The sequence below is a fragment of the Pseudomonas sp. 1L-C-7-B-C1 genome (assembly GCF_057291635.1).
Window position 1 is genome coordinate 186,479 of the sequence record NZ_JBXAWH010000007.1, and the last position, 25,803, is coordinate 212,281.

17 protein-coding genes are annotated in these 25,803 nt (G+C 61.5%); 10 read left to right on the top strand and 7 right to left on the bottom strand.

What is annotated here, in order from left to right; translation table 11 throughout:
- Nucleotides 1-89 precede the first annotated feature (89 nt).
- On the bottom strand, nucleotides 90-1,646 hold the full coding sequence (locus AC0Z8Z_RS13120; RefSeq protein ID WP_485619394.1) for a TerC family protein: 1,557 nt from the start codon (nucleotides 1,644-1,646) through the stop codon (nucleotides 90-92).
- 400 nt (nucleotides 1,647-2,046) lie between these two features.
- Entirely contained in the window at nucleotides 2,047-2,538 is a 492-nt protein-coding gene (locus AC0Z8Z_RS13125; protein WP_205483011.1) for a GNAT family N-acetyltransferase, read from the bottom strand.
- A gap of 605 nt (nucleotides 2,539-3,143) precedes the next feature.
- Between AC0Z8Z_RS13125 and glgA the strand changes: the two genes are divergently transcribed.
- The 8 genes from glgA (at nucleotide 3,144) to AC0Z8Z_RS13165 (ending at nucleotide 15,786) form a co-directional block, all read left to right on the top strand.
- Entirely contained in the window at nucleotides 3,144-4,730 is a 1,587-nt protein-coding gene (glgA, locus tag AC0Z8Z_RS13130; protein WP_172612583.1) for a glycogen synthase GlgA, read from the top strand.
- Nucleotides 4,731-4,756: 26 nt separating this feature from the next.
- Nucleotides 4,757-6,583 (top strand): malto-oligosyltrehalose trehalohydrolase, encoded by a 1,827-nt coding sequence (treZ, locus tag AC0Z8Z_RS13135; RefSeq protein WP_485619395.1) that lies wholly within the window; start codon nucleotides 4,757-4,759, stop codon nucleotides 6,581-6,583.
- Nucleotides 6,573-8,645 carry a 4-alpha-glucanotransferase gene (gene malQ / locus AC0Z8Z_RS13140; protein WP_485619396.1) on the top strand — a complete coding sequence of 691 codons (2,073 nt, stop codon included), beginning with the start codon at nucleotides 6,573-6,575 and terminating at the stop codon, nucleotides 8,643-8,645. Before treZ ends, malQ begins: the two co-directional genes overlap by 11 nt.
- Nucleotides 8,642-11,428, top strand: coding sequence for a malto-oligosyltrehalose synthase (locus tag AC0Z8Z_RS13145; RefSeq protein WP_485619397.1), 2,787 nt, complete (start codon nucleotides 8,642-8,644; stop codon nucleotides 11,426-11,428). The genes malQ and AC0Z8Z_RS13145 overlap by 4 nt, the downstream gene beginning before the upstream one ends.
- A 16-nt stretch (nucleotides 11,429-11,444) precedes the next feature.
- The gene (locus AC0Z8Z_RS13150; protein ID WP_485619398.1) at nucleotides 11,445-11,918 is read left to right on the top strand and encodes a DUF2934 domain-containing protein; all 474 of its coding nucleotides are present in this window, start codon (nucleotides 11,445-11,447) and stop codon (nucleotides 11,916-11,918) included.
- Nucleotides 11,919-12,092: 174 nt separating this feature from the next.
- On the top strand, nucleotides 12,093-14,279 hold the full coding sequence (gene glgX, locus AC0Z8Z_RS13155; RefSeq protein ID WP_485619399.1) for a glycogen debranching protein GlgX: 2,187 nt from the start codon (nucleotides 12,093-12,095) through the stop codon (nucleotides 14,277-14,279).
- Between the two features lie 664 nt (nucleotides 14,280-14,943).
- Complete coding sequence (locus AC0Z8Z_RS13160; protein WP_074885710.1) at nucleotides 14,944-15,273, top strand: hypothetical protein; 330 nt, start codon at nucleotides 14,944-14,946, stop codon at nucleotides 15,271-15,273.
- Nucleotides 15,274-15,480: 207 nt separating this feature from the next.
- Entirely contained in the window at nucleotides 15,481-15,786 is a 306-nt protein-coding gene (locus AC0Z8Z_RS13165; protein WP_485619400.1) for a DUF6482 family protein, read from the top strand.
- A gap of 393 nt (nucleotides 15,787-16,179) precedes the next feature.
- On the opposite strand, the gene adhP is transcribed toward AC0Z8Z_RS13165, so the two are convergent.
- The 4 genes from adhP to AC0Z8Z_RS13185 are packed head-to-tail and all read right to left on the bottom strand — an operon-like array spanning nucleotide 16,180 to nucleotide 23,268.
- Nucleotides 16,180-17,211, bottom strand: a complete 1,032-nt coding sequence (gene adhP / locus AC0Z8Z_RS13170; protein WP_485619401.1) for an alcohol dehydrogenase AdhP — start codon at nucleotides 17,209-17,211, stop codon at nucleotides 16,180-16,182.
- 54 nt (nucleotides 17,212-17,265) lie between these two features.
- Nucleotides 17,266-19,449, bottom strand: a complete 2,184-nt coding sequence (locus AC0Z8Z_RS13175; RefSeq protein ID WP_485619402.1) for an ornithine decarboxylase — start codon at nucleotides 19,447-19,449, stop codon at nucleotides 17,266-17,268.
- A gap of 49 nt (nucleotides 19,450-19,498) precedes the next feature.
- The gene (locus AC0Z8Z_RS13180) at nucleotides 19,499-22,003 is read right to left on the bottom strand and encodes a phosphoketolase family protein (protein ID WP_485619403.1); all 2,505 of its coding nucleotides are present in this window, start codon (nucleotides 22,001-22,003) and stop codon (nucleotides 19,499-19,501) included.
- A gap of 59 nt (nucleotides 22,004-22,062) precedes the next feature.
- Nucleotides 22,063-23,268 carry an acetate/propionate family kinase gene (locus AC0Z8Z_RS13185; protein WP_485619404.1) on the bottom strand — a complete coding sequence of 402 codons (1,206 nt, stop codon included), beginning with the start codon at nucleotides 23,266-23,268 and terminating at the stop codon, nucleotides 22,063-22,065.
- 208 nt (nucleotides 23,269-23,476) lie between these two features.
- Here AC0Z8Z_RS13185 and AC0Z8Z_RS13190 point away from each other — a divergent pair, with 208 nt between their 5' ends.
- Complete coding sequence (locus AC0Z8Z_RS13190) at nucleotides 23,477-24,229, top strand: cyclic nucleotide-binding domain-containing protein (protein WP_485619405.1); 753 nt, start codon at nucleotides 23,477-23,479, stop codon at nucleotides 24,227-24,229.
- A gap of 13 nt (nucleotides 24,230-24,242) precedes the next feature.
- Complete coding sequence (locus AC0Z8Z_RS13195; RefSeq protein ID WP_172612590.1) at nucleotides 24,243-24,674, top strand: potassium channel family protein; 432 nt, start codon at nucleotides 24,243-24,245, stop codon at nucleotides 24,672-24,674.
- A gap of 317 nt (nucleotides 24,675-24,991) precedes the next feature.
- On the opposite strand, the gene AC0Z8Z_RS13200 is transcribed toward AC0Z8Z_RS13195, so the two are convergent.
- Nucleotides 24,992-25,777 (bottom strand): sulfite exporter TauE/SafE family protein, encoded by a 786-nt coding sequence (locus tag AC0Z8Z_RS13200; RefSeq protein WP_122534620.1) that lies wholly within the window; start codon nucleotides 25,775-25,777, stop codon nucleotides 24,992-24,994.
- Nucleotides 25,778-25,803: the final 26 nt, after the last annotated feature.

Consider the following 25,803-nt stretch of genomic DNA (forward strand, 5'->3'; position numbering starts at 1 on the left):
AGCGAATGAGCGTTCGCTGCGTTCGAAAAGGCCTGCGCAATGCAGGCCTTTTTTGTTTTGGTGTCGGGAAGCTTATGCGTCAGCGACGATCATGAAGAAGGCGTCTGGCGCAACAGCACCCGGGTCACCCGCCGCTCCTGCACGTGCACGACCTTCATGCGCCAACCCTGCCACTGCACCTCATCGCCGATTGCCGGCAATCGATCCAGCAGGCTCACCACCAGTCCGGCCAGGGTCTGATAGTCATCCGTCGCCCGCGCTTTGAAGCCGATGCGCTCGCGCAAATGACTCAGGTTCATGGCGGCATTGACCAGCACGCCCTCGCCTTCTTCGATCAAGTCCGGCCCCTCGATCTCGCTGGCGTCCGGCAGTTCGCCGGCGATGAATTCGAGAATGTCGGTCATGGTCAGGATGCCAGCGAAATCGCTGAATTCGTTGATCACGAACGCAATGTGCGTGGACTGCGCGCGCATCTGTTCCAGGGCGTTGAGGATCGAGAAGCTCTCAAGCAGGTTGAGCGTCGGTCGGGCCAAGTGTTCGATGTTCGGCTCGACGCCGGACAGCCATGCGTTGAGCATTTCCTTCTTGTGCACGAAGCCCAGCGGCTCGTCGATGCGCCCGCCGCGGATCAGCGGCAGCCGTGAGTACGACGAGCTGACCAGTCGCTGGCGAATGCCGTCCGGCGTGTCGTCCAGATCGATTACGTCGACGTCGCTGCGCACCGTCATCACGCCGCGAATGGGCCGCTGCGCCAATTGCAGGACGCCGCTGATCATCACGCGCTCACGGCGGTCGAACACCACCTCGTCGCTGTCGCCCTCGAGCATGTCGGCGATTTCCTCGCCGACCTCCTCTGCGCTCGGCCTGCGCCCACCCAACAGGCGCAACACGGCATGGGCGGTGCGCTCGCGGCGTGGAAGGTCGCCTTTGACGCTGCGTTTACGCCGTGCCCGGGCGATCTGGTTGAACACCTCGATCAGGATCGAGAAACCGATAGCGGCGTACAGATAGCCCTTGGGAATATGGAAACCCAGTCCGTCGGCGGTCAGGCTGAAGCCGATCATCATCAGAAAGCCCAGGCACAGCATGATCACCGTCGGATGGGCGTTGACGAAGGCGGTCAGCGGTTTGCTGGCAATGATCATGATGGCGATCGAGAACACCACGGCGATCATCATGATCGACAGTTCATCGACCATGCCCACGGCGGTGATCACGGCGTCCAGGGAGAACACCGCGTCGAGTACGACGATTTGCGCGACGATGGGCCAGAACAGCGCGTAGGTCGTGCTGCCGGCGCGCTGAGTAACGTGGCCTTCGAGGCGCTCGTGCAATTCCATGGTCGCCTTGAACAGCAGGAACACACCGCCGAACAGCATGATCAAGTCGCGCCCGGAGAAGCTCTTCCCGAAGATTTCGAACAGCGGCTCGGTCAGCGTGACCATCCACGAAATGCTCGCGAGCAGGCCCAGACGCATGATCAAGGCCAGCGACAGACCCAGGACACGCGCGCGGTCACGCTGCTCGGGCGGCAACTTGTCGGCGAGGATGGCGATGAGCACCAGGTTGTCGATGCCCAGCACCAGTTCGAGCACGATCAGGGTCAACAGGCCAAGCCAGGCCGTGGGATCAGCGATCCATTCCATGGGTCAGCGCCCCTTCACAGTCAATGGGACAGACACGAAAAGGCCCGACGTGCCGGAGGGCAGGTCGAGCAAGACAGAAATATTGTTTAGACGGGATAAAGCGAGGTGAACACCTGCAACCCTGTATGAAGGGAATCGGCGACTGGGAGGTTCCAGAGAGAGCGACATGTGAGTCCTGAAAGTAATACGGGAGGCGATCCTATCGCGCTCCCGGAATCGTCTTACAGGACAGAACTGTTACAAATGGTTTGGAAGGTGTTGCTTGGGCAACAACAGAAACACCGCGGGTATTGAGTGGGACCGGCTTCAGCCGCGAAGGCTTATTGCGTCACACCATAAAATTGAAGGTGTTCAAAACGGCCTCTTCCCGGCTGAAGCCGGTCCCACTGACAGCGCTTTGCTAGAGCGTTTTCTGCCAGAACAACGCGCGGCCCATTTGCGGGTCCAGCTGGTAGTCGGCGAAGCCGAGCTTGCGGTAGGCGCCTTTGGCAGCTTCGTTGCCTTCCAGCACTTCGAGGGTGATTTTACAGCAGCCGCGCTGACGGGCGATTTCCTCGACCTTTGCCAACATCTTCTGGCTGATGCCCTGGCCTCGCGCCGAGGCGATCACCACGACATCATGAACGTTGACCAATGGCCGGCAAGCGAAGGTCGAGAACCCCTCGAAGCAGTTGACCAGCCCAACCGGCTCGCCAGCGATGAACGCCAGCACGCTGAACGCATGGGGGCGCTTGGCCAGTTCAATCGCCAGTTGCTGACGCGTATCAGCAGACAGAGACTGTCCGCCTCCCATGGCATCTTCGGCGTAGTGATTGAGCAGGAATCCGATGGCTTGGGCGTGTACCGAATTGCTGTAGCTGGCTTGCAGTACCAGAACCTCAGGGGCTTGCATTGACTTCCTCTACCGCTGATGAAACCTCAACAGGCGCTCGACTCAGTGTGCCGACGTGCCGCGTGGCGGCGATTCTAACGCCCTGGCCGAAAAAATATCCTTATACGGAAGTAGGAAATGTCTCTGATGGGGCAGGAATTTATCCTGCACGCACCGAGAAAAGGCAACTCGGCCAGATTGTTCTTTCCTCGACCCATAAAAGCGCAGGGGCCCGTCGGGAGTAGACCATTGGCCCGTTCATTGTCCAACAATCCGACCGGCGGCACCCCTGAATAAAGGCCCAGACCCCATGCTCCACAACGGCGCATTCAGGGCGTTGCAGATCGATGCAGTGCCTCGGAATCGACGATGCACCCCGGCGCAACCCCGCAGGCCAGAGATGGACACCCAAAAATAGTCGAAACTTCTGCGTGGGCGCAGAGGTCATGTGAATAGAGCAACTATGCTGTAGAAAAATCGAAGCAGAGTCCGCTTTCACCTTGTCCCTTAATGTGCAGTCGGTAAATGGGTATCGATCTTGCGTAGGTCTTGTGTGCCTGGCCATAGGGAATGGCCGTTTACAACCAAGTGCTGTACCAACACTGCATATCGAACTGGAGAAAACGATGATTAGTGCCGCTGTCAAAACCCAGAAGGGAGAGAGTTTTAATCAGCCGGCCAGCGAGCTGACCCATCTGCCGGTCTTCGCAACGACGAGCGCACCTGTGCTGCAACTGCCTCCTGTTCAACCAGTGATTTCTTCGGTTACCCGCAAGAAGATCCTGTTCGTGACTTCAGAGATGGCCGACCTGGTGAAAACCGGCGGCCTGGGCGACGTGTCTGCCGCACTGCCGCGCGCCATGCGCCACCTGCACGATGTACGCGTGCTGATTCCCGGCTATCCACAGGTCATCAACAGTGGCAACCCGATCCACATCATCAGTGAGCTGCCCGGCCATGCCGCGCTGCCTCCGTGCAAGATCGGCCGGATGGACATGAAAGACGGTCTGGTCATCTACGTCCTGATCTGTCCCGAGTTGTATGAGCGTGAAGGCACGCCCTACGGTGACAATGACGGTCGCGACTGGTCCGACAACCACATTCGCTTTGCCCGCCTGGGCCTGGCGGCTGCCGACTTCGCAGCCGGCGCGGTCAAGACCCAATGGTGCCCCGAGCTGGTTCACGCCCACGACTGGCCAGCGGGCCTGGCGCCGGCGTACATGAAATGGCGCGGGCAGACCACGCCGTCGATTTTCACCATTCACAACTTGGCGTATCAGGGCTTTGTGAGCATTGCTTCCAGCCGTGAGCTGGGCATTCCCGACTCGGCATTGAGCCCGGAAGGCATGGAGTTTTACGGCCAGCTGTCGTTCATCAAGGCCGGCATGGCGTACTCCAGCCATATCACGACCGTGAGCGCGACCTACGCCAAAGAAATCACCACCCCTGATTTTGGCTGTGGCCTGGAAGGTTTCCTGCAGAGCAAAGCCGATCGCGGTCAGCTCAGCGGCATCCCCAACGGCATCGACGAGAGCTGGGATGCTGCCACCGACGAGCACCTGATCTGCCGCTTCGCTCCGAACGAGTGGACCCGCAAGGAAATCAACGCTGACTACGTGCGCGAGCTGTTCGAGCTGGAGCCGTCCACCGGCCCGCTGTTCGCTGTGGTGTCCCGCCTGGTTTACCAAAAGGGTCTGGACCTGACCATCGGGGTTGCCGAGCACATCGTCAACAACGGCGGGCAGATCGCGATCATCGGCCGCGGCGAGCCTGAAGAAGAAGACGCCATGCGCGAACTCGCCGCCCGTTTCCCGGGCCAGGTCAGTGTTCGGGTGGGCTTCAACGAAACCGACGCACGTCGCATGTTTGCCGGCAGTGATTTTCTGCTGATGCCGTCGCGCTACGAGCCCTGCGGCTTGAGCCAGATGTACGCGCAGCGCTTCGGCTCGCTGCCAATTGCACGCCGCACCGGCGGCCTGGCTGACACCATTGAAGACGGCTGCACCGGTTTTCTCTTCGATGAATCTACCGTTGAGAGCTACAGCGAAGCGCTGACCCGTGCGTTCAAGGTCTTCGAGAGTCCATTGCTGCTCAACGCCATGCGTTGCCGCGCCATGGCCGCCCCGTTCGATTGGCACAAAGCGGTAGAACCCTACGCTGATCTGTACCAGGAGCTGCTGAAGAAAAACGCAGGTGCGGCTCTGCACTATTGATTGCACAACTGATTAAGGAATGACGGATGCCTTCGCGCACGGATCAAAACTGGCGCCACGGCGCCATCATGCTGGATTCACAACACACCCGGTTCGCCCTCTGGGCGCCGGATGCCAAAAGCGTCAGCATCGAATTCGAAAACGGGCCTGCCCAGGCCCTTCAGTCAGAGCAGGACGGCTGGTTCGTCCTCGACACCGACTGCGGCGCTGGCGCGCGCTATCGCTTCAACGTCGCCCTCGATGGACAAAACAACCTCATCGTTCCTGACCCGGCTTCCCGGGCTCAGGACGGCGACGTGCACGGCTACAGCATCGTCGTCGACCAGGCCGCCTATCAATGGAAGAACACCGAGTGGCAGGGACGGCCCTGGCACGAGGCGGTCATTTATGAGCTGCACGTCGGCGCACTGGGTGGCTTTGAAGGCGTTGAACAGCGCCTGCAGCATTTGGTGGACACAGGCATCACGGCCATCGAGCTGATGCCCATCGCGCAATTCCCGGGTGATCGCAACTGGGGCTACGACGGCGTATTGCCCTACGCTGCGCAGTCATCCTATGGCACGCCCGAGCAACTCAAGCACTTGATCGACACCGCTCACGGTCTGGGTCTGGCGGTCATTCTCGACGTGGTCTACAACCACTTCGGCCCGGACGGCAATTACCTCGGCGCCTACGCCAAGCATTTTTTCCGCAGCGACAAGAAGACGCCGTGGGGCGATGCGATCGATTTCCGTCGCAGCGAAGTGCGCGACTTCTTCATCGGCAACACGATGATGTGGCTCCAGGATTACCGGTTCGACGGCCTGCGCTTCGACGCCGTACATGCCATCGAAGACCCGACCTTCCTCGAAGACCTTGCCCGACACGTACGCGAGACGATTCCGTCGGAGCGTCACGTCTGGCTGACCCTGGAAAACGAATTCAACGAAGCCAAGCGCATGGATCAGGGCTACGACGCCCAGTGGGACGATGACGGCCACAACACGCTGCACGTCCTGCTGACCGGCGAGACTGACGCGTACTACACCGACTTCGCCGAAAAACCCACGCAAAAGCTTGCGCGGCTGCTGGGCGAAGGCTTTGTCTATCAAGGCGAATCCACCCGTCATGGCCACGCCCGGGGCGAACCGAGCGGCCACTTGCCGCCGACCTCCTTCGTGTTGTTTCTGCAGAACCACGACCAGATCGGCAACCGCGCCTTCGGCGAACGTCTGGTGCAACTCTGCCCGCCCCAGGCGTTGCAGGCCGCAACCGCGCTGTTGCTGCTCTCACCGATGATCCCGCTGATGTTCATGGGCGATGAGTGGGGCGCGAGCGAGCCGTTCCTGTTCTTCACCGACTTCCATGACGAGCTGGCAGACGCCGTGCGTGAAGGACGTCGGGGCGAGTTCAAGGATTTCGCCTCGTTCAAGGATCCGGCCAAGCGCGAGCAGATCCCTGATCCCAACGCGCTGAAAACGTTCGAAGCGTCGCGCCCGGCGTTCGATGCGTTACTGCTGGAAACCGACAAGGGTCAGGACCACCGCACCTGGCTGGCGCTCTACAGGACGCTGCTGGAAGTCCGCAAAACCGAGCTCTTCCCTCGCCTGCACGGCGCGAGTGCGCTTGGCGTCAAAGAGCTGGGCGACAAAGCCGTCAGTGCACGCTGGGCGCTGGGCGACGGCAGCGAGCTGCGGATCGACCTGAACCTCAGCGCCGAATCGGTCGAGACTGACGATTTCACGGCTTACCGAGTGCTTCATCAATCACACGCCAAGTCCGCAGAACTTTCCCCCTCCGCCACCCTCAATCCCTACACGGCCGTTGTCAGCCTGAAATCGAGTGACGTTGTGGAGGAACAGGATGAGCAATGAGCAACTGGAAACGCTGGCAGCCCAGGCGGGCCTGTCGGTTGACTGGAAGGACGCCAACGCCAAACCGCAACACGTAAGCCCCGAGGTCCTGCGCAAGGTGCTCGGCGGTCTGGGTTACCCCGCCGATACCGAACAAGACGTCGAGGCGAGCCTTAAGCGCCTGAACGAAGAAAGCCAGCCGGCCACCCCGCCACCGTTGATGACCGTCGACCATGGCAAGGATCTGGACCTGTCGAGCTGGTTTGCGCCAGCCACCGCATTCAAGCTGACGCTGGAAGACGGCTCGCTGCTTGAGGCGAAACTCACCGACAAGGCCGCCCTGCCCGGGTTGGCCGCCGTCGGCTATCACCAGTTGGAAGTCGATGGCCAGCAGTTGACCATCGCCGTCGCGCCTAAGACCTGCTTCAGCCTGACCATGGCCGGCAAGAAAGCGATTGCCCGCGACTGGGGCCTGACCACTCAGCTGTACTACCTGCGTCGCGAAGGCGATGGCGGTATCGGCGACACCCAGGGGCTGGAAGCCTTCGTTCGCGACGCCGGCACTAGTGGTGCCTCGGCCGTGGCAATCAGCCCGGTTCACGCGATGTTCTCCAATGACAGCGAGCGCTACAGCCCGTACTCGCCGTCCAGCCGTCTGTTTCTCAATGCGCTGTACGCAGCGCCGGGCACCATTCTCGGTGACCGCGCGGTTGAGCTGGCAATCGAGAAAGCCGGATTGGCCGATGAGTTCAAGCGTCTGGAATCTCTTGAGCTCATCGAATGGCCCGCCGCGGCCAAAGCAAAATATGCCCTGCTGCGTGAGTTGTATGCCGGTTTCATCGGCAGCGATCACCCCTTCCATGAGGACTTCAAAAGCTTCCGCCGTGCAGGCGGTGAAGCCCTGGAAAACCATTGCCGTTTCGAAGCCTTGCGCGTGGCGGGCGACGAATTGGGCATTGGCGGCAACTGGCATGAATGGCCGGAGCAGTACAAGAATCCAAAGAACCCTGCTCTCGACGCCTTCGCCGCCAAGCACGAGAAAGAGATCGGTTTCCACGCTTTTGCCCAGTGGCTGATCGCTCGCGGCCTTGAGCGCGCGCAGACCGCTGCCCGTACAAGCGGCATGAGCGTCGGCCTGATCGGCGATCTGGCGGTAGGCGCCGACGGTGCCGGCAGTCAGGCCTGGAGTCGTCAGGACGAGCTGCTTTCGGCGCTGACCGTGGGCGCGCCGCCAGACATTCTCAATCGTTCTGGTCAGAGCTGGGGCATCTCGGCGTTCTCGCCGACGGGCCTCAAGCGCAACGGCTTTCAAGCGTTCATTGAAATGCTCCGCGCCAATTTCGCCCACGCCGGTGGCCTGCGCATCGACCATGTGATGGGCCTCCAGCGTCTGTGGGTGATTCCGATGGGCTCACCGCCCAGCGAAGGCGCTTACCTGAACTACCCGCTGGACGACATGCTGCGCCTGTTGAGCCTGGAGTCCTGGCGTCACGAGGCAATCGTACTCGGCGAAGACCTCGGCACCGTGCCTGAGGGCCTGCACGAGAAGCTGTCCGAGCGCGAGATTCTCGGCATGCGCGTGTTGCTGTTCGAACAGGATGACGCGACGTTCAAGCCCATCACGAAGTGGTCCAGGGACGCACTGGCCACCACCAGCACCCACGACCTGCCCACCCTCACCGGCTGGCTGAGCGAGCTGGATGTGGGCTGGAACAAGAAGCTTGGGCTTGTCGATGACGAAGCCGAGCAAAAAATGCGCGACGGCCGCGACAGGGAACGCAAGGGGCTGATTACAGCGCTCAAGCAGAACTACACGCTGCCAAGCGATGCTGCGAAGGACGTCATCGATTACAGCATTGCGTACCTCGGCCACACCCCGGCACCGCTGGTGCTGCTCCCTATCGAGGACGCCCTCGGTATCGAAGAGCAGGCGAACTTCCCCGGCACCATCGACAGCCACCCTAACTGGCGACGTCGGCTCAACGGCGACAGCGGTTCACTGCTGGACAACGCCGACGCAGCGCGACGTCTGAAAATTCTGGCAGCGGCACGGCAACAAGCCGCGGAGCGTGATCAAAAATGAGTACCCCTCTTAAATCCCTGCGCGCCACCCAGCGCCTGCAGTTTCACAAAGACTTTACGCTGGACGACGCCACCAGGCTGGTGCCGTACTTCGCCAGCCTCGGCATTAGCCACATCTACGCCTCGCCCCTGCTGAAAGCTCGCGCCGGTTCCATGCACGGTTATGACGTGGTCGACCCACGGGTGATCAACCCCGAACTGGGCGGTGAGCCAGCATTGCTGCGCCTGGTTGCGGCGCTGCGCGAGCACGGCATGGGTCTGATTCTCGACATCGTCTCCAACCACATGGCGGTCGGCGGCAATGACAACCCGTGGTGGCTTGACCTGCTCGAATGGGGTCAACGCAGTCCCTACGCGAAGTTTTTCGACATTCAGTGGAATTCCCCGGACCCGCTGCTCAAGGGCCAACTGTTGCTGCCGTTCCTGAGCACCGACTACGGGACCGTCTTGCAGAATGGCGAAGTGCCCCTGCGCTTCGATGCTGAAAATGGCAGCTTCCATGCCGAGCACTATCAGCATCACTTCCCGATCAACCCGGCCACGTATGCGCCGCTGCTGAAGGCGGCGAAACGTCCCGAACTGGAGGACCTGGCCCAGCGTTTCGCGGAGCTCGATCACTACCCTCAGGCCTACGAGCGTGCCCGTCAGGCCAAGGCGGAGCTGGCCGAAGCGGTCAAAGCCAAGCCCGAGCTGGTCAAAGCCGTGGAAGAAGGCCTGGCGGATTTTGATTCCAGCAAACCGGAAGGCTTTGATCGCCTGCACCGTTTGCTTGAGCAGCAGGATTACCGTCTGGCCAGCTGGCGTACGGCGGGCGACGACATCAACTGGCGGCGCTTCTTCGACATCAACGAGCTGGGCGGCCTGAAGGTCGAGCGCTCCCAGGTGTTCGAGGCCACCCACGGGAAAATTTTCGAACTCATTGCCAAAGGCCTCGTGGACGGCCTGCGCATTGACCACATCGATGGCCTGGCCGATCCGCGCGGTTACTGCCGCAAGCTGCGCCGTCGCGTCGACAGCCTGATGAAGCTGCGCCCGGCGGGCACTGAAGTGGATCGCCTGCCGATCTTCGTCGAGAAGATCCTCGGCCCTGATGAGCAGCTGCGTACTGACTGGAACGTCGACGGCACCACCGGTTATGAATTCATGAACCAGGTGTCGTTGCTGCAGCACGACCCGAAAGGCGAAGCCGTGCTGGGCGAGCTGTGGAGCCGCATCAGCGGACGCACGGCCGACTTCAACAAGGAAGTGCTGGAAGCCCGCGATCTGGTCCTGCACGGCACCCTGGCGGGGGATTTCGAGAACCTGGCCCAGGCGCTGTTACAGGTGTCCCGCAGTGACGTGATGACCCGCGACCTGACCCTCGGTGCCATTCGCCGTGCGTTGCTGGCGCTGGTCAGCAACTTCCCGGTTTACCGCACCTACCTGACCGCCTGCGGCCGTTCTGCTGAAGACGAGCGTTTCTTTCAGCAGGCCATGGACGGTGCACGCGAAATGCTCAGCGAAGGCGACTGGCCTGTGCTGGACTCGCTCAAGCTGTGGCTGGGTGGCGAGAAGCTCCGCGACTATCCGACGGGCCCGCTGCGCGAAATGCGCCGCAAGGCTGGCAACCGTTTCCAGCAGCTGACCTCCCCGGTGGCGGCGAAGTCGGTAGAAGACACCTCGTTCTATCGCTCTGCCGTGCTGCTCTCACGCAACGACGTGGGCTTCCATCCGCAACATTTCAGTGCGCCGGTCGAGGCGTTTCATCAGGTCTCCATCGAGCGGCACAAGAGCTTCCCGAACAACCTGCTGACCACCGCGACCCACGACCACAAGCGCGGCGAAGACACCCGCACCCGCCTAGCTGTCCTCAGCGAGCTGGCGCCGTGGTATGCCGAGCAAGTGGAGCGTTGGCAGCAGTTGTCGGCACCGCTGAAGTCGGGCGACACCCACATCAGCCCCGGTGACGAGTTGATGCTGTATCAGGCGATCATCGGCAGCTGGCCGCTGGACCTCGAAGGGGAGCCGGCCTTCGAAGCCTACGCAAAACGCCTGACTCAATGGCAGGAAAAGGCCCTGCGCGAAGCCAAACTGCACAGCAGCTGGAGCGCGCCCAACGAAGCCTACGAGACCGCTTGCCGCGAGTTTCTTCAGCACGTGCTGCTGAACGCTGACGGCCTGGCACTGCGCCAATCCATCGGTGCGACGGCCAATCGCATCGCAGCGGCCGGCGCGCTCAACAGTCTGGCGCAAACTTTGCTGCGTATGACCGCGCCCGGTGTGCCTGATCTGTATCAGGGCACCGAATTCTGGGACTTCAGCCTGGTGGATCCGGACAACCGTCGTCCGGTGGATTACCCCGCTCGCGAACGTGCGTTGCAGGCGTCCGTGCCGGTCGCCGAGCTGTTGAAGCAGTGGCACGACGGCCGGATCAAACAGGCGTTGATTGCCCAAGTGCTTAACTTGCGCAATGAGCATCCCGCGCTGTTCTGTGAGGGCGAATATCTACCCCTTGAAGTGGTGGGTGAAAAAGCCGACCACGTCATCGCTTTTGCCCGGGTAACGAAAGAGATGCGGGCTATTGTTGTGGTTCCGCGCTTGCCGGCTGAACTATTGGGCACTGCGCAAACTCCATTCATCAATGCAGCAAATTGGGGCGATACACGAATCAACCTGCCGTTCGCTGATTCACATCCAAATTGGAAGGGACTTTTTTCACAGGCTACAGTCACATCCAGCAAGGAAATGTTGCTCAGCGCAGCGCTCAAGGAAATTTCTGTAAACCTGCTTATACAAACCTTGTGATACCGGGAGTGTCGAGATGAGTGCCGACGAAAAAAGAATCAGCGAGCTTGCCCACCAGATCTGGGAAACGGAAGGCAAGCCACATGGGCAGGACGCCCGCCACTGGGAAATGGCTCGCAAGCTGGCCGCCGCCGAGGCGAAAACGCCTAAAAAACCGGCTGCTGCAAAGACGGCGAAGTCCAAGCTTGACGGCAAGGCGGAGCCCAAGGCTGCCGCCGCCAAACCTGCCCCTAAGGCTGCTGCAAAACCCGCTGCGAAGTCTGCTGCAAAGCCTGCAGCCAAATCTGCAGCCGCATCAACAGCAAAATCAGCAGAGAGCTCCGCTGATCAGGCTGCAGCCAAGCCCGAAGCAAAAGCTGATGCCAAGCCAGCAGCCAAGGCGCCTGCGAAGCCCAAGGCGGCTGCAAGCGGCGCCGATGCTGCCAAACCGGCCAAGCCTGCGGTCAAGTCTTCTGCCAAGAAGCCTGCCGCGACCAAGCCTGCATCTTGATGACACACCGTAACGCGTCACTGCTGCGCAGCTAACACCCCTACCGCAGGGTCCGACTCACAACCGTCGTCACCCTGCGGTAACTTTCAACCCTGTTGCATCGATGGCGCAGTCCTGTACTGAGGCCACGGCTTTGTTCGCCTTCAGGAACTCATTCGCACGTCAGGAATACACATGAGCACGCAAGATAAGAAATCCGCCACACAGAATGAATCCGGCAACGCTGGCAGCCCCGAAGTCACGGCCTCGCGCATTCGGGAAGGCCTGCCCTTCCCGCTGGGCGCCAGTTGGGACGGCCTCGGCGTCAACTTCGCCATCTTCTCCGCCAACGCCACCAAGGTCGAACTGTGCCTGTTCGACGCCGCCGGCGAAGTCGAGCTTGAGCGTATCGAGCTCCCGGAATACACCGACGAGATCTACCACGGTTACCTGCCCGACGCCCACCCGGGTCAGGTGTATGGCTACCGGGTTTACGGTCCGTACGATCCGAAGAACGGCCATCGTTTCAACCACAACAAGCTGCTGATCGACCCGTATGCCAAGCAACTGGTCGGCGAGCTGAAGTGGTCCGAGGCGCTGTTCGGTTACACCATCGGCCACCCGGACGACGACCTGAGCTTCGACGAGCGTGACAGTGCGCCCTTCGTGCCCAAGTGCAAGGTCATCGACCCTGCCTACACCTGGGGCCGCGAACAGCGCGTCGACGTGCCGTGGGACAAAACGATTTTCTACGAGACCCACACCCGCGGTTTCACCATGCGTCACCCGTCCGTGCCCGATGAAGTCAAAGGCACGTTCGCCGGCCTGATGGTCGATGACGTGATCAAGCACATCAAAGGTCTGGGCGTGACCTCGATCGAATTGCTGCCGATCCACGCCTTCGTCAACGACCAGCATCTGCTGGAAAAAGGCATGACCAACTACTGGGGCTACAACACCCTGGCGTTCTTTGCACCGGACCCGCGCTACCTGGCCCACGGCAAGATTTCCGAGTTCAAGGAAATGGTTGCGCACATGCACCATGCCAACCTGGAAGTGATTCTGGACGTGGTCTACAACCACACCGCCGAAGGCAACGAGCGCGGCCCGACCCTGTCGATGCGGGGTATCGACAACGCCTCGTATTACCGCCTGATGCCGGATGACAAGCGTTACTACATCAACGATTCCGGTACCGGCAACACCCTCGACCTGAGCCACCCGTGCGTCCTGCAGATGGTCACCGACTCACTGCGTTACTGGGCGACCGAAATGCACGTCGACGGCTTCCGCTTCGACCTGGCCACCATCCTCGGCCGTTACCACGATGGTTTCAGCGAGCGCCACAGTTTCCTCGTGGCCTGCCGCCAGGACCCGGTGCTGCGTTCGGTGAAACTGATCGCCGAGCCATGGGACTGCGGCCCGGGCGGTTATCAGGTCGGCAACTTCGCGCCGGGCTGGGCGGAGTGGAACGACAAGTTCCGCGACAACATCCGTGCGTTCTGGAAAGGCGACGAAGGCCAGCTGGCCGACTTCGCCAACCGCATGACCGCGTCGGGCAACCTGTTCAACCAGCGTGGCCGTCGGCCGTACGCGTCGGTGAACTTCATCACCGCCCACGACGGCTTCACGCTGCATGACCTGGTGTCGTACAACGACAAGCACAACGAGGATAACGACGAGAACAACCAGGACGGCAGCAACGACAACCGTTCATGGAACTGTGGCGTCGAAGGTCCGACGGATGATCCGGAAATCAACGCGCTGCGCCTGCGTCAGATGCGTAACTTCTTCTCGACGCTGCTGCTGGCCCAAGGCACGCCGATGGTGGTCGCCGGTGACGAGTTCGCCCGCACTCAGCACGGCAACAACAACGCCTACTGCCAGGACAGTGAGATCGGCTGGGTCAACTGGGACCTGGACGAAGACGGCAAGGCCCTGCTGGCCTTCGTCAAGCGCCTGATCAAGCTGCGTCAGTCGTACCCGATCCTGCGTCGTAGCCGCTTCCTGGTAGGCGATTACAACGAGGCACTGGGCGTAAAAGACGTGACCTGGTTGTCGCCAAGCGGCGAAGAGATGAGCATCGAGCAGTGGGAAGATCCAAATGGTCGCTGCCTGGGCATGCTGATGGATGGCCGCGCGCAGGAAACCGGTATCCGTCGTCGCGGCTCTGAAGCCACGCTGCTGCTGCTGGTCAACTCCCACCACGACGGCGTCAACTTCACGCTGCCGGAGGTGCCGGAAGGTCTGAACTGGACCAGCCTGATTGACACCAATCAGCCAGAGATCGATGGCACGGATCAGTTCGAGTTCGGCAGCGAGTACACGGTGACGCCGCGATCGCTGTTGCTGTTTGAACTGCAAAAGGCTCCACAGGCGTAACGCGTTTCGCCTGAAGCCCAAGCGACACCCGCTTGCCCGCGATGGGGTCAGTCAGCCAGATGTAATGGCTGACTGACCCGGTCGCGGGCAAGTGTCGTTTCAAGCCCCCCGCTTCCCCTCTGCGTTCCGTCCCTGTGCTGCGCCCCCCGGATTCATTGACTTTGTAGTCACGAATCGACCTTCGTGTTCTTAAACTACAAATTATGTAGTGCGTTAAATTAATCACTACAAAACCGTTGACGAGGGCTTTTGCCGACGGCATAGTGCAGGCGTCTCCCCGATCGGGAGAGCTGGCAAAAATATTCCGGGCCCGTTCGACACAGCCGTCGAACACCCTCTGGATGTGTGCTGCCCACAAGGCAGATTGATGAAGCGGAACCTGCAAGATCGACCCACCAGGCCGAGTGCTGGCGAAACGTCCTCATGACACTTGTGGTCGACCACTCAGTCGCACGTGTCCTCAGGCGTCCGCCCTTGCTCTCCCGGATTCGACCTTCCTTGTCTGCGCTCATTAATACCCACACCCTCGCAGCCCGGCACCGGCTCTGTGTACCGACGGACCTTGTTTGTCAGCGACTGGAAGGACTGCGAATCGACGGACGATTCGCCATTGCGTTTGAACTCACTCGATAGATTAACCAGTGGTCAAAAAGGGGTAACAACCATGAACCTGAACAACCAACCTACCATTGATCAATTGGCTCGACTGTTCGCCGCACGCAAGGATTCCCTTGATAGCCACATCCTCTGGGTGTGCGAGGAAGGCAACGTGCACATGGACGGCCTGGGTGCCTGCACCGAGGAAGAACAATTCGAGAGTCAGCACCCGCACATGCGTGCCCGGCTGAAGATGTACCGCAAGGGCCACGGCTACGTGGGCAAGAAGGCCGCAGCGGACAAGCAGTTCCTCGGTCAGGTGCTGGAAACCCTGAGCAGTGAGTGGGGCGCCGTTCAGCAAGCGCCCGGCCTGCGCGTCATCGACAAGCTCTGCTGACTGAAGCGCCGTTGCCTGCCTGTTTTCGATGGGCAGGCAACGGCGGTTCTCGCGACGCTGCTCCCGTTGCAAGCCCCCTCGTCCGCCTCCCCCGTTTTGTCTTGAACTTGGCACCACCGCGCTCTTCCAATGCATGCAGGCCGCTTCAACGGTTTCGCATCAATCCATGGAACAGACAACGCCCGTGTGCGTAATTAAGGTGCCGTAATGGATCTGGACAAGCTCAGCAAACACGTCAAAGCCGGCGAGATCACCGAGATCAATCTCATGTCGATCGAAGGTGGCTCGTATGCCATACATGCGCTCATGGACGGCAAATCCAATGCCGTTACCAGCCCGGACGGCAAAGTCCTGCACGTAGCCTCGGTTGACGAAGCGCGCAAATGCCTGTCGTCCACCCAGGAAGTCAAACTGTTCATCGTCCACCCGGTGGTCTACGACGAAATGGTCGGGCAGCCGCACACCACTCCCGAAGCGCCGCGCCAGCCCATTCCGTTTCGCTCGGGTAATTGATCTAAATGCGCGCGATGCGTGCCGGTTCTTGCTGAATGCATACATTGCATGAGTGGGACCGGCTTCAGCCGGGAAGAGACCTGCATGAGCACCCTCGATTCTGCGGCGTGACGCATGACCCCTTCCCGGCTAAAGCCGATCCATCTGCCACGGCGTTCACCCCTGTGGGAGCGAGCTTGCTCGCGAAGAGGCCGGTACATCCGCTGCAACTCTAGCGGCTGGAATACTTGATTCGCGAGCAAGCTCGCTCCCACATTGACCGTATCTCACCTACTCCGCGCATATCGCCTTCCCGGCTAAAGCCGGTCCCACAGGTTCGCGTCGCGTCAGGTCTCACTGGGTGCATACAGGACATCAGTGGGACCGGCTTCAGCCGGGAAGTGGCCGGGTCGATCACCCGCGAAAATCGATGACGATCCTCGACTGCACTTCGCCGTCGCCAAGTTCCCTGAACACCTCATTGATGTCTGCCAGCGGTCGCAGCTCGATGTCGGCCTTCACCTTACCCTCGGCGGCGAACGCCAGCGCTTCGGCCATGTCCTGCCGGGTACCGACGAACGATCCGCGCACAGTGATGCAATTGGCGACCACCTCGAACAACGACAAGGGAAACTCGCCCGGTGGCAATCCCACCAACACACAGGTGCCGCGTTTACGCGTCATGCCCACCCCTTGCTTGAAAGCCGCCAGCGAAGGCGCGGTGATCAGCACGCCATGGGCCCCGCCATTGGTGAGGTCCTTTACAGCTTGCACCGGATCGCCGTGGCGGACATTCACCACCGCATCCGCACCCAGCCTGGTGGCATGGGCCAGCTTGCCGTCGTCGACGTCCACCGCACAGACGCGCAGGCCCATCGCCCTGGCGTACTGCACCGCCAGATGCCCTAGCCCGCCAATCCCAGAGATCACGATCCACTGACCCGGCCTCACATCGGCCTCTTTTATGCCTTTGTAGGTGGTCACCCCGGCGCAGATGATCGGAGCGGCCTCATGGGGGGCAAGTCCGGCCGGAATGTGCGCGACGTATTCAGGGTCAGCGAGGATGTATTCGGCGAACCCGCCATTGCGGGTGTAGCCGCCGAACTCAGCGCTGGCGCACACCGTTTCCCAGGCGCTCAGGCAATACTCGCAATGACCACAGGCGGAATACAGCCACGGCACGCCGACGCGATCCCCCTCGCCTACGCTGGTCACGCCAGCGCCCAGGGCGACCACAATGCCGATGCCTTCATGGCCCGGAATGAAAGGCAGCGTCGGCTTCACCGGCCAGTCGCCCCGCGCCGCGTGCAAGTCGGTGTGACACACCCCGCACGCTTCGGTCTTGATCAGGATCTGCCCGGGGCCCGGCGTGGGGATGTCCCACTCGCGAAGCACCAGGGGGCTGCCGAACGCTTCTACAACTGCCGCTTTCATTGTGCCGTTCATGGCGTTTTCCTTTGCTTGGACAAATTAGGTTCGGGCGACGGGCACGCGTGCCGCTCACTGCTGAAGCACATGCCCATACGCGCGGATGCGGCCATCTGTTTCAGTGCGCAGGTACACGCCCTGAAGCTCTGGATTGAACCCGGGAAACTCGTTGATGGCGTCTTGTAGCGCGAGAAAATACGCCAGCACCGCGCCGTCCCAGATCTCGCCGGGCACCACGCACAAGCCCCCCGGGGGATACGGCAATGCGCCTTCGGCTGCCACGCGTCCATGCGCATCTTCCAGCGCAATCAGCTCGACTTTGCCACGTACGAACTCCAGATTGGCCTCGCGGGGATCCATCGCCACGACGGGCATGCTCGCCTGGCGGAACATGGCCTTTTGCAGCTGCTTAACGTCGTGGCGGGCATACAGCGAATGCATTTCCTGACACAGCTGGCGGATGCTGTAGTCGCGGTAGCGGGCCTGATGGGCTTGATAGACCGCTGGCAGCACATCGGCCAGGGGCGCGTCGTCCTTGATGAACCGCTCGAAGCGGCCGATTTGTGCAACCAAGTGCTCCATTTTTGCTTTGCCCTCGGCCGGTGTCAGCAGAAACAGAATCGTGTTCAGGTCGTTCTTTTCAGGGACGATCTCGAACTGGCGCAAGAACGTCGCCAGCACGCCGGCGTGAATGCCGAAGTCAGTGTATTGCCCGCTGACGGCATCGATTCCCGGAGTGGTGAACAACAGCTTGCAGGGGTCGATGAAGTACTGGTTTTCTGTGTAACCCTCGAATGCATGCCAGCGTTCGTCCGGGTGAAAGCGGAAGAACCGCAGGTCGCGGGCGATCTCGTCCGTGGGGTAGTCCTGCCAATAGCGACCGTCGATAGTCGGTGGCACGAAGGGCTTGATCAGCGTGCAGTTGTCCATCATCAGTTTGCGCGCCTCGATACCGGCCCGGACGCATTCGTCCCACAACCGATGGCCGCTGCGGCCGCTGTGCATGCGCGCGTTGACATCCAGGCACGCAAACAGCGGATAGAAAGGGCTGGTCGAGGCCTGGGCCATGAATGAATTGTTCAGGCGCAGATGGTTGCAGTAACGTGCCTGGCCCTTGATGTGACGGTCCTTCTTGTGAATCTGCGAGGCCTGGGAAAAACCGGCCTGCTGCTTGTGAATCGACTGCGTGACGAAGATCCCCGGATCCTCGGGGCCCAGTTCCAGCAACAAGGGCGAGCAGTCTTTCATCATCGGGATGAACTGCTCGTACCCCAGCCACGCCGAATCAAACAGGATGTAATCGCACAGGTGGCCGATACGATCAACGATCTGCCGCGCATTGCAGACCGTGCCGTCGTAGGTGCCCAGCTGAATGATCGCCAGGCGGAACGGCCGCGCGTCATCGGCTTTGGCCGGCGCAATGAGGCTCAATTGCTCACGCAAGTAGCGCTCTTCAAAGCAGTGCGAATCGATACCACCGATCAAGCCATATGGGTTGCGCGCCGTTTCCAGATACAGCGGCGTCGCACCCGCCTGAAACAGCGCGCCCTGATGAATGGACTTGTGGTTGTTCCGGTCGAACAGCACCACATCGCCGGGGGTCAGCAAGGCTTGAGTCACGACCTTGTTGGAGGTCGAGGTGCCGTTGAGGACGAAATAGGTCTTGTCGGCGTTGTAGACTTTTGCCGCTCGCTTCTGCGCCTCCAGGGGTGCGCCCTCGTGAATCAACAGGTCGCCCATTTCGATGTCGGCGTTGCAGCGATCCGCGCGAAACAGCGTTTCCCCGAAGAAGTCGAAAAACTGCCGGCCCGACGGGTGTTTGCGGAAGAACTGTCCACCCTGATGGCCCGGGCAGGCAAAGGTGGTATTGCCGCGCTCAACGTAGTGCTTCAGCGCGCCGAAGAACGGCGGCAGCAAGGCTTCCTCATACAGCGTCGCCGCCCGCTCCAGTTTGTGGCCATAGAACTCGGCATTGTCAGCGCCCAGATCAAACACGCCGCTGACTTGCAGCAGCACCTTTTCCACATCGAGAATCGCTTCCCGGGTCAGCTCGTCCTCTTTGGCCACGGCGAAAAACACCGGTATGTCGAAGCCGGATCGGCAGACATCATCAACGCGGCCCTCGCGCCAGTCCTGCGCAGTGAGTACGACTGCCGCAACGTCGGTCAGGTCGGTCGCGCTGAAATCCACCAGCACGCGGGAGGTGTTAAAGCAACTGCGCGCTTCTGCGCTGGCGACGATTTTGAGTCTGTTCATGTAGGCGGCCTTCCGTTGCAGGTGGGAAATCGATTGATCGGGCGGCCTGTCACGCGTCCGTAAAGGTCTGCCCGCGGACATGCCCCCTGGCCAACGGCGGCGGCGTTTCGGACTCGCTGAAATCGGCTGTCCAGCGCCAGTTTCTGATCTCCGGCATGTCCTCGAAGTGCTCACGAATCCAGGCATCATGTTTGCGTAGCTGGCTCTCGAAGAAGTGCACGGCATCCAGGCTGTGGGCACGCAGATGCGGGACGTGGCTCAACGCGTCGATCGCCAGGTGGTAGCGGCTCATGCGGTTAAGCACCACCATGTCGAAGGGCGTGGTGGTGGTGCCTCGGTCGCTGAAACCGCGCACATGAAAACGGGCCTCGTTGGCGCGGCCGTGGACCATCGAGTGAATGACCCAGGTCGAGCCGTGGAAGGCGAACATCACGGGCGCGTCCCGGGTGAACAGCGCCTCGAAGGAGGCGTGATCCATGCCGTGGGGCCGATCTTCGGGGGCACTCAGAATGCCGAGGTCGACCACGTTCACCAGTCTCACCCGAATGCCTGGCACGTACTTTTGCAGCAACCACGCCGCGGCCACGGCCTCGGTGGTGGGCACATCCCCCGCACAGCCGAGCACCACGTCCGGGGCTTCGTCATCACCGCTGCCGGCAAACGACCAGATCGACGCGCCCTGGGAGCAGTGCCTGAGGGCCGCATCGAAGTCCAGCCACTGGAAATCCGGCTGCTTGCCACAGGTCACGACGTTCACGTAGTTGCGGCTGCGCAGGCAGTGGTCGAAGACATTGACCAGGCAGTTCGAGTCCGGCGGGTAGTACACGCGAACCACATCCGAGCGACGCTGCAGCACGTTGTCGACGAACCCGGTGGACTGATGGCTGAAACCATTGTGGTCGTTGCGCCAGGCGTGACTGCTGATCAGGATGTTCAGCGAGGCCAGCGGCCGGCGCCACGCAAACTCACGGCTCTGCTGCAACCACTTTGCGTGCTGCGTGACCATGGAATCGACCACCTGCGCGAACGCTTCGTAGGTTGACCACATGCCGTGGCGCCCGGTGAGCAGATACCCTTCCAGCCAGCCTTCGCAGAGATGCTCACTCAGCACCTCCATGACACGCCCGTCGGAGGCGAGGTGGTCATCGATGCCCAGACACGGCCCGGCGGCGGTCCGGTTGCTCGCTTCGAACACGGCATTGAGCCGGTTGGAATTGGTCTCGTCCGGCCCGAACACGCGAAAATTGCGCGGGTTGTTGCGCATCACGTCGCGCAGGTACTCGCCGAGCTTGCGCGGCGCTTCGGCGATGACCTGGCCCGGCCCCGGGACTTCAAGGCCGTATTCGGCGAAGTTCGGCAGGTCCAGCGCGACCAGCATACGGCCGCCGTTCACGTAGGGAATTGCGCCCATGCGCAGCGCCGGTGGCGGCGTCAGCGCTTGCAGTTCCGGCGCCAGACGCCCCTGTTCATCGAACAGCGTCTGCGGTTCATAGCTGCGCAACCAGTCTTCCAGCTGCTGGAGGTGCTCCGGGTTACCGATGACGTTGGCGAGGGGAACCTGATGGGCGCGGAACGTGCCCTCCACCGGCAGACCGTCGACGACCTTGGGGCCGGTCCAGCCTTTGGGGCTGCGCAGAATAATCATCGGCCAGCGCGCGCGCACCGCCCCGGCACCTTCTCTGGCGGCGGCCTGGATCTCGCGGATGAGATCATCACAGCGGTTGAGCGCGGCGGCGAAGCGCTGGTGCATGCCCGGCAGGTCATCGCCGGCGACGATGATCGGCTGGTAACCCCGGCCTCGATAGAGCTCGAGCAAATCGTCATCGGCGAGCCGTGCTTCGACCGTCGGCCCGGAAATCTTGTAGCCGTTGAGATGCAGAATCGGCAGCACTGCGCCGTCCCGGCGGGGGTCGAGGAAATGCACGCTTTTCCAGCTGCCTTCCAGCGGACAGGTTTCGGCTTCGCCGTCGCCGATCACGCAGGCCACCAACAATGAGGGGTTGTCGAACACCGCGCCAAAGGCATGCATGAGCGAATAGCCCAGCTCGCCCCCTTCGTGGAGCGAGTTGGGCGTGTGCGGCCCGCAGTGACTGGGCACGCCGCCGGGGGTGGAGAAGCTGCGAAAGAAGCGCAGCATGCCGGCTTCGTCTGCAGAGATGTCCGGGTGCACTTCGCTGTAGGTGCCTTCAAGCCACGCGCAGGCGTTCATGGTCGGACCGCCATGCCCGGGCCCTGAAATAAAGAGGGTCTCGGTGCGACGCTCGCTGATCAGCCGGTTCAAGTGCACATAGATGAAATTTTGCCCGACCGAGGTCCCCCAGTGCCCCAGGAGCCTGGGCTTGATGTGTTCGGCCAGCAGCGGTTCACGCAGCAAGGGATTGGCCTTGAGGTAGATCTGACCGACGCACAGGTAATTCGCGGCGTTCCAGTAGCGGTGCAAGCGCGAGAGCAGTTCGGGAGCCAAGGGGCCTGGCGAGGTGTCGGGCTCGATCCAGGACACACGGCTGACGTTGGTTTCATCGACGCTGGAGAGTGACGGGTTGAAGCTGTACATGGCGACTCCGCTGGGTGCAATTCGCAAGGTGTGCGGCGCACGAATGCGCTCAGGTCGATTCACGCGACGCTGTGCAGCAGCTCGAGGGCGTGGCGGGCGATGACGGCGTTTTCGTCAGTGGCAATGGTCCATGCTGAAACCTTGCTGCCGGGCAGCGACAGGCAGGCGCCTGGTGGCGCGTCGGATGAAGACGAGTGCGCCAGGCCAAGCCAGGCGCAGCCATCAAGGATCGCGTTACGAACCGGCGTCGAGTGTTCGCCGATGCCGCCGGTGAAGACCAACGCGTCGAGCCCGCCCAAGACCGCCGCCATCGCGCCGATCTCCCGCACCACGCTGCGCACGAACAAGGCAACGGCCTCTTCCGCCGCTGGCGCCGTGCTGGCTGTCAGTTCGCGCATGTCACTGGCGATGCCGCCGGACACACCCAGCAACCCGCACTGGTGATACAGCAGGTCTTCGAGGGCTTCGGCGTTCATGCCCCGCTCGCGCATCAGGTACAGCAGAACGCCAGGGTCCAGCCGACCGGGACGCGTGCCCATCAACAAACCGTCCAGCGTGCTGAAGCCCATGGTCGTGGCCCGGCTGACCCGGTTATGCATCCCACACAGACTGGCGCCGTTACCCAGATGCGCCACAATCGTGCGGCCCTTCGCTGCGCGCTCATCGTATTCGGGAAGGACACCGGCAATGTATTCGTAGGACAGCCCGTGAAAACCGTAGCGACGCAGGCCCTGTTCGGTCATCTCGCGGGGCAGCCCGAATGAGGTCTCCAGCGGATCGAGCGTGTGGTGGAAGGCCGTGTCGAAGCAGGCATATTGAGCAAGGCCGCTGTGCTCTCGAGCCAGATAGAGAATGGGTGCCAGGCACAGCGGCTGATGCAGGGGCGCCATGGGCACGAGCGCGTGAAGCTCGCGCATGAGGGTCGAATCCACGCGGGCGCCTGTCAGCGTGCGGTCGCCGCCGTGGACCACGCGGTGGGCTGCCGCGCAAAGGCGTCCTTCGGTGTGTTGCTCAATCCACCCCATCATGTTTCGCAACGTGCCGGTGTCTGCTGGGCCGTCGGCGTGTGGCCATTGTGCGCGTTGATGCGTGCCGTCGGCGTGGCGGAAGGTCAGGTGCTCAGCGTCGGCGTGCACCTCGAAACTGCCGTGGCCGAGACAGGCGTTGTCCGCTGCGGCATCTGCGGCGGCGTCGTAGAGGGAAAACTTGACGCTGGAAGAACCCACGTTCAGCACCAGCAGTGACGGGCGCGAATGATCAGTCATGGAGTTGCCTCATGAGCCTCCCATGATCGCGATGGGTTTGGCGGTGGCTGACCAGAATCAACCGACGACCAGTGTGCTCGTCTGAAGTGGCCCGGTATTGATCTGGATCAAGAAGCCCTGAGTCAGCGCCCCCGCTCATCCACTTCAACGATGCCCGCTGTCACTGGCCCGCGCGGGCGCCTATGCTGGACCGCTCAAGGAGATGCACATGACTGCCCATCTGGCTGCCGTTCCCGGTTTATTCCTCAACGCAGAGTGCGCGTTCTTCAACGTCGGCGAGCTCTGCCTGTCCCTTGGCATGAGCGTGCATGACACCGATCGCTTGTCCACCATCATCCCGCAGCGGCTGAAAATCAAAAAAGGTGCGGTGCTGTTCCGTGCCGGCGACCCCCTTCGCTCACTCTATGCGGTGCGCTCAGGCTATTTCAAAACCACCATTACGTCCCGGGATGGACGTGAACGGCTGATCGGGTTCCCAATGTCCGGCGAACTGCTGGGCTGCGATGCCATCAGCAATGATCGTCATGAATGCGACGCCATGGCGCTGGAGGACAGCGAAGTCTGTCCCATCCACTTCAGCCAGCTGGAGCGGCTGGCGCGCGAGTTGCCTTCCCTGCAGCGCAACCTTAACCGGGCGCTCAGCCTGGAGATCGTGAGGGACCACGAGATGCTGCTGATGATGGGTCAACTCAATGCCGAGGAACGCATGGCCGCCTTTCTGTTCGATCTTTCCTGCCGCATGGCGGACCGGGGCTACTCCGGCACTGCCTTTGTTTTGCGCATGAGCCGGGAGGACATCGGCGGATATCTGGGCCTGCGCCTGGAGACGATCTGCCGCGCCATCGGCTCGCTGCGCAGTCAGGGAATCGTCAGGATCTCCGGACGCGCGGTGGACATCCTCGACCTGGAGCGGCTGCGAACCCTCATCAGCGGCTACGAAAAAGGCCTGACGACGCTTTGATCGGGAGAGCGTCATGTTCGCCGTCACCCTCATCAATATCGTGATCATCACCACGGTGGTGCTCGTGCACTACGAATGCCTGATTCGCCTCAATCAGCTCATGCCCAGGCTTGGGGTTCGGCATCGGTTCAGGGTCGTCATCGGCGTGCTCGGTGCACTGGTCGCCCACGCCGTTGAAGTCTGGATCTTTGCCCTGGGCTATTACCTGATGAACCGGTCCGACACATTGGGCCGTCTGACAGGAAATTTCGACGGCAGCTTCATGGACTCGGTGTACTTCTCGTTCACGACCTACACCACCATCGGTTTTGGCGACATCACGCCCAGCGGGCACCTGAAATACCTGACGGGGCTGGAAGCGTTGACGGGCCTGGTTCTGATCACCTGGACCGCGTCGTTTCTGTTCATCGAGATGCAGCGTTACTGGGGGGCGGAGAAGGAGTGAGCCCGGGCGTGCGGGCGCTGAATGTCTTGCAGCAAACACATACCCCGCGGGAGTGACCGGGGTGGCGCTCCACCTTGCTCACGAAGACGGCATTCCCGTCATTGAAGATTTAGCGGATGTACCGGCCTCTTCGCGAGCAAGCTCGCTCCCACAATTCGTGTATCCGTCGCCACATTCGCGTTGTCGTTTGATGAGAATGAGCTTGCTCACGGAAACGAGCAAGGTGGCGTTCCGACCGCTGAAGATCCCGCGGATGTTCCCACCCCAGCAGGCCGACGCCCATGACCGCTATGTCGACAGGCGCCTCTGAAGAGCTTTTAGAATGCCAATTTGTACCCGATCGCCAACAGCATCAGCGCCAGGCACGGACGCAGGATGGCGTCGGGGATGCGGCCGGTCAGGTGGCTGCCGATATAGATCCCCGGCAGCGAGCCCATCAGCAGGTAGCCGAGCATCGACCAGTCCATGTTGCCCATGCTGGCGTGGCCGATGCCGGCGACGAGGGTGAGCGGCACGGCATGGGCGATTTCGGTGCCGACCAGGCGCCGGGTTTCGAGGAAGGGATAAAGCAGGAACAGCGCCACGGTGCCGAGCGCGCCAGCGCCGATAGACGTCAGCGCGACCATGGTCCCGAGGATGACGCCGGTCAGCACCGTGAGCCCGTTCAGGCTTCGGCTGCTGAGGCGGTAACGATCACCGGCGTGGCGCTGGGCAAATGCCAGCAGGCGTTTCTTGAAAAAGATCGCCAGGGCCGTCAGCAGCAGCACCACGCCCAACGCCTGTTTGATCACCAGGTTCATCGCGTCCGGTGCGGTGTGCAGGGTGTTCAGGTACCACAGCGTCAGCCCGGCAGCCGGCACGCTGCCCAGGGTCAGCCAGCCGGTAATGCCCCAGTCGATGTTGTCGTTCTTTTTGTGAACCAGCACGCCGCCACTTTTGGTGATGGCGGCGTACAGCAGGTCAGTGCCGACCGCGGTGGCGGGGTTGATGCCGAACCACAGCAGAATCGGGGTCATCAGCGATCCGCCGCCCACCCCGGTCATGCCAACGATGAAACCGACCACCAGCCCTGCGACGACGAAACCTGCGTTGCCAAAATCCATTGCTCTGCCTGACTGCACATTCAAAA